This window comes from Acinetobacter sp. YH16031 (genome assembly GCF_013417335.1).
Lineage (GTDB): Bacteria > Pseudomonadota > Gammaproteobacteria > Pseudomonadales > Moraxellaceae > Acinetobacter.
Window position 1 is genome coordinate 1 of sequence record NZ_VPED01000069.1, and the last position, 4,699, is coordinate 4,699.

Genomic DNA, 4,699 nt, shown 5'->3' on the forward strand with positions numbered 1-4,699 from the left:
GTTTAGGTATAACTCCTGTCGTACCTTACAGTCCTTGTGCGTATCTATGTTCTTATTATTGTGTGGAACTTCCTGTTCCTGATGAATCCATCATAGGAAATTGCAGCCAGGTCGTACAGGCGCAAAGGGCCGTAATTGACGTAAGCAAATGCGTACAAGACCGGCTAAAAACTGTCCCAGGTTTATCCGCAGGAAATGGGGATAATTTTAGATCCTGGGAAGTTGAGAACATTGGAAAAACCGAAAAATTGACTACTTTTTAAACAAAATTATTGGCAAGAACTATCAAAAACGCTCATAAAAAAGCCGACTTGTTTCAAAATCGGCATTTTGTACATTTTTTGGTTAGAGTAAAATTTTTAAGTTACTGATATTTAAATTAATATACAAGTGTACTTCGTATAATATCCATTATGTTAAATAGACTTAATATTCGATGAAATTTCTTTGAATTCTAGTGCTGTCTTTTGGGTGTTGGGAATATGGCCAAACACATATTCATCCTTCGTCTGAAAAAAGAAATCAAAGCTTTGGCTCATGAATGGATCTTGTTGACTTTGTTTTTGGTAAATGGGAGCCAGACGATTGAGATAGTAATTCATCCAATCTACTTTGTTATTAAAGGTCGCATAGTCTTTTAGATCAGTATAGAGGTTCTTTAAGTCGCTAGAAATAGCTTCAATAATGGGGTGAAACATCCATACTGTAATATTCATTGGCTGTAGTGGGCTAAGCTCATAGGGCTGTGATGGTTCAAAGCGTTGTATCGTATAAAGTTGTGCACCATGCTCAGTGTAACGAGAACAGAGTAATTTCGTGTTCTCGACTTGAAAGTAGTCAGTCCCTACTTTGAGTTCTCTTATCTGTCTAGAAATATCGAGGCATTGGGGGAGTTTAGCAATGTTTGAATGCGCTAATCTTTTAAAAAATTCTATCGATCTTGTCACCACATAGCTTTCACCTGTCCCTGTAATAATGCCTTGATCCCATGGATGAATTTTTGTGGTTTTTTTAGGATCGAATTGAGCATCACCTGTTTCTGTTAAAACAACTTGCTTATTGTCTGTAGTGACAATGATGCTATCATTCAGTTGAATAGCGATGATGAATGTCATGCTTTGGTTAAAAATCATTGAATTATTAATCATTTATATTACGCTAAATTCAGGCTCAATTTTTTATAAATTTATAAGAAATAGGTAAATCTATGGCTGGTGGATCTCAGATCATCATTAATAAAGATGGGATAACTATTATTACCCCGACAAAGTTTGAGGCTAAAGCAGGGCAGCATTTATTTAAACAAGGAAGTAAAGTCAACTTTTCGTTACCTGAAATGCCAAATGTTGTGCTTCCATATAGTAATAAATTAGATGTATACAATTTATTTAAAACTGATGAACTAAATAATATTAGCGACTTAAAATATTCAGTCGTTAGAGAAAATGGACAGTTCCAAAAAGGAAATCTTGATGAATATGGAAGAACAGAACGGATAAAATCAAATCAATCGGAAAAAGTAAAAATTTTAGTTGGTGGCGATGAATGGCATTACTATATAAATACTTTTTCAGGAACGATGGATGATGAGATTTTAATTAAGTTTGTTGATCTCATTGGTGAACCTATTGCAAATTTAGAGTTCAAACTAAGTGATGAAAATAACAAGACTATTTTAATAAATAGAACAAATAAAGATGGTGAGGCTAAATTTCTATGCAATACAGTAGAATTTCCCTTACTTTCAGTTAAATATCTTACAAAAGATGAGTTCAAGCCTATTACTAGAATAGAAAATAATTTAGTAAGGGAAATTATTCTCATTAGTCCAAAAATTCTGAAAGAAATTGAGTTATTACAAGAATCTGAAGATCCTGGTGATTATTTAAGAAGTAATTATTCAGAAAAACTTTGATTAAGACATTGCGTTAAGGAAATTATGATATGGCTGATGAATCACAAAAGGTCAATAAAAATGGCAGACCAACGCTTGTTTTAAAAAGAGAGCATCTTGATAACGTTGTATCAGGAGTATCAACTGCATCTGATTGGGCTGGGTATGTAAAAGATACTGCAGATGTAATGAAAGCACAGAATTATAATATTAGATGGGGAGCTTTACATTCTAAAAATGTTCCCTTATTGAGTAAAGAGCGTTTAAAAAAAGCTACAGAATTTAAGGTGTATAGTAGAAAGTCTTCAGGTCATATCTTTAATGGAAATCAGCATACGAGTGTTCTGAATACAAAAAAAGCTGTAGAAAAAATTGATAAAATTGGTACTAAAGGTGGAATGGTATCAGATGGGGCAGAAATAATTTTAGCAATTCATGATGAGGATGCTGAAAAATTAGCAGAACAAACATCAAAGTTGGTGCTTTCAAAAGCTGGTGAAAAAGCTGGTGAAACATTAGCACTTGGAGTTGTTGGCAGATGCTCACAAAATGCTGTTCGTTCATTAGATCCGAGACAAGTTGGGGTTGGTTTAGCCCTCTGTGGTATCGCTGGCTTGTCAGTTAAGTACGGTATGAAGTCAGCTGGAGAAAATGCAGGTGAAGAAATTGGAAAAAGAGGTGAGGTAATAAAAGCGGCTGAAATATATATCAATGCTCAGAAGAAATTGAATGAAAATGCTGGGGAGGCAGAAAAGAAACGACGAGATAGAGAAATAGAAAAAGACCCTATGCTAGAATGGCAGATAAAATATTCTGACTAAGTGAATGAAAAATGAATGTAAAAAAAATAGCTTTTTTTTTAGTGTTTTTGAGTGTATTTAGTCTTAATGGTTGTACAAAGACTGTACCTCAGAAAGAAAAAAATCTTGTTCAATCAGAGTCTTTATATAAACAAGGTCAAAAATATTTTTTAGGTGATGGTGTAAAGCAAAACTTTCAAAAAGCTTTAGAATATTTTGAAAAAGCTGCAAATGAAGGTTCTGTAGTTGCTCAAAATGATTTAGCAGGTATGTACTTCAAAGGAATAGGTACACAAAAAAATGAAGCTAAAGCTTATTATTGGTTTAATGAAGCATCTAAATTAAATTCTTCTGAAGCTCAGTATAATTTAGGTGTAATGTATGACAATGGATATTATGTAGATAAAGATCGAACAAAAGCTTTAGATTATTATAACTTATCTGCAAAACAAGGATATGCTCGGGCTCAATTCAGCCTCGCTAATGCATATCTTGATGGAAATGGTATTGAAAAAGATATCAATAAAGCCATTAGTTTGTATACCGATGCGGCTAAACAGAATTTACCAGATGCTCAATACAATTTAGCCAACATATATGAAGAAGGAGCTATAGTTCCAAAAGATGAAAAAAAAGCGCTCGATCTTTATATACAAGCAGCAAACCAGAATTTTCCTATAGCTCAAAATAATTTGGGTTATATGTATGCGAATACCTATAATGATCTAGAAAAAGCAAAATATTGGTTTCAACGGGCATTTGAGAATGGTTATAAAGATGCTGGGGATGCACTAAAAAAAATAGAATCAATATCTAATTCTAAGTAGTGTAATTAGGCAAGTTAATATCAATATGATAACTAATATTAGTATGACTCCTTGCGCTTCAAACAAGATCAAAGCAATTAAAGATTTTCTAAATGTGAATTGATTTTCTTTGATTACAAACTTACTTTCATTACCTATGCTAGATATATAAACGGATAAAACTTTATCCGTATTATACTGGTGCCAGGCATTTTCTAATTTAACTTTTAGATCGTCACATGACTCTAATAACGTTATTCTATATATGCTTAAGACATTTTGAGCATTACGATAATAAATTTTGTTATGATATTTATACATGTATTCAACATTCATCTTAGCAGTTCTGTCTATACCTTTTCGCCAAGGTGAACTTGAGCAAGATATTTGTGTTTTTAAAATTTGAAATTTTTCAATTTTTTGCCATGTATTCAAATCTATACTTTTATTATCATATTTATTTGATTTTATTAAAGTAACTAAAATAATTATGAAGCCTATTAAAAGTAAAAAAAGTGAAAATTTTTTCATATAATTATTTTAGCTCTAATTAATGACTATATGTTAATTTCTTAATATCTAAAATTAACATAATACACCTTATACGAAATGCTGTTTTTTATTCGATATAAATCATAAACTTATACTAAGACGTTCCAGGGTTCAGCGCACTGGAACGGCTTTTTATTGATTATTCATGTTCCACGCTCAATAAACAAGCAATGTTCCACACTTTTGTTTAGCTAAAAACAACAATAAAACCTTACTCATCTGTAAAAACTGCCCGAGCTAAACGACCCAATAATCCCCTTTTTTTAGGTTCCGGTTCAACGTGTTCAGGAATAGGTATACGCTTGTTGTCTTCACCAGGAGTAGTCAATGCGTCATAGTTCGACTCAATCTCTGGCCGAGGATCTGTTGCTATATTTAGATTAGTAGATTCATTTAGCTTACTAGTATTTTCTTGTTTTGGCTGTTCTAACGTGCCTTTAAACTCAATTCTATGAGTGAGATCTTCAATATGTTGCATCAAAGACTTTTCTCTTTGATTTGCTAAATCTAACTGATTTTTGAGTAAAGAAATTTGATCTTTTAATACATTTTCAATTTCAGACTGAACGTGTACCTGTACATCCTTCTGGACTTGTTCAGTACGTGTACTGGACTGAACACTGACTGGATTGCCATAAACTCTGATA

General features: G+C 32.5%; 6 protein-coding genes. 4 read left to right on the plus strand and 2 right to left on the minus strand.

What is annotated here, in order from left to right; translation table 11 throughout:
- The coding region (locus FTV31_RS17175; RefSeq protein ID WP_218948746.1) for a hypothetical protein at positions 1 to 263 on the plus strand (263 nt) is incomplete at its 5' end.
- A 153-nt stretch (positions 264 to 416) separates the two neighbouring features.
- On the opposite strand, the gene FTV31_RS15500 is transcribed toward FTV31_RS17175, so the two are convergent.
- Positions 417 to 1,115, minus strand: a complete 699-nt coding sequence (locus FTV31_RS15500; protein ID WP_163146736.1) for a hypothetical protein — start codon at positions 1,113 to 1,115, stop codon at positions 417 to 419.
- A gap of 92 nt (positions 1,116 to 1,207) precedes the next feature.
- On the opposite strand from FTV31_RS15500, the gene FTV31_RS15505 reads away from it, so the two are divergent.
- From FTV31_RS15505 to FTV31_RS15515, 3 genes are read left to right on the plus strand one after another with little or no spacing between them, the layout of a single operon-like run.
- Positions 1,208 to 1,915, plus strand: coding sequence for a type IV secretion protein Rhs (locus FTV31_RS15505; RefSeq protein WP_163146731.1), 708 nt, complete (start codon positions 1,208 to 1,210; stop codon positions 1,913 to 1,915).
- A 29-nt stretch (positions 1,916 to 1,944) separates the two neighbouring features.
- On the plus strand, positions 1,945 to 2,715 hold the full coding sequence (locus FTV31_RS15510) for a hypothetical protein (RefSeq protein WP_163146730.1): 771 nt from the start codon (positions 1,945 to 1,947) through the stop codon (positions 2,713 to 2,715).
- Between the two features lie 11 nt (positions 2,716 to 2,726).
- On the plus strand, positions 2,727 to 3,521 hold the full coding sequence (locus tag FTV31_RS15515; RefSeq protein ID WP_163146729.1) for a tetratricopeptide repeat protein: 795 nt from the start codon (positions 2,727 to 2,729) through the stop codon (positions 3,519 to 3,521).
- A gap of 742 nt (positions 3,522 to 4,263) precedes the next feature.
- Here the strand turns inward: FTV31_RS15515 and FTV31_RS15520 are convergent.
- Positions 4,264 to 4,699: plasmid replication DNA-binding protein (locus FTV31_RS15520; protein WP_180015620.1), on the minus strand; the 436-nt coding region annotated here is incomplete at its 5' end.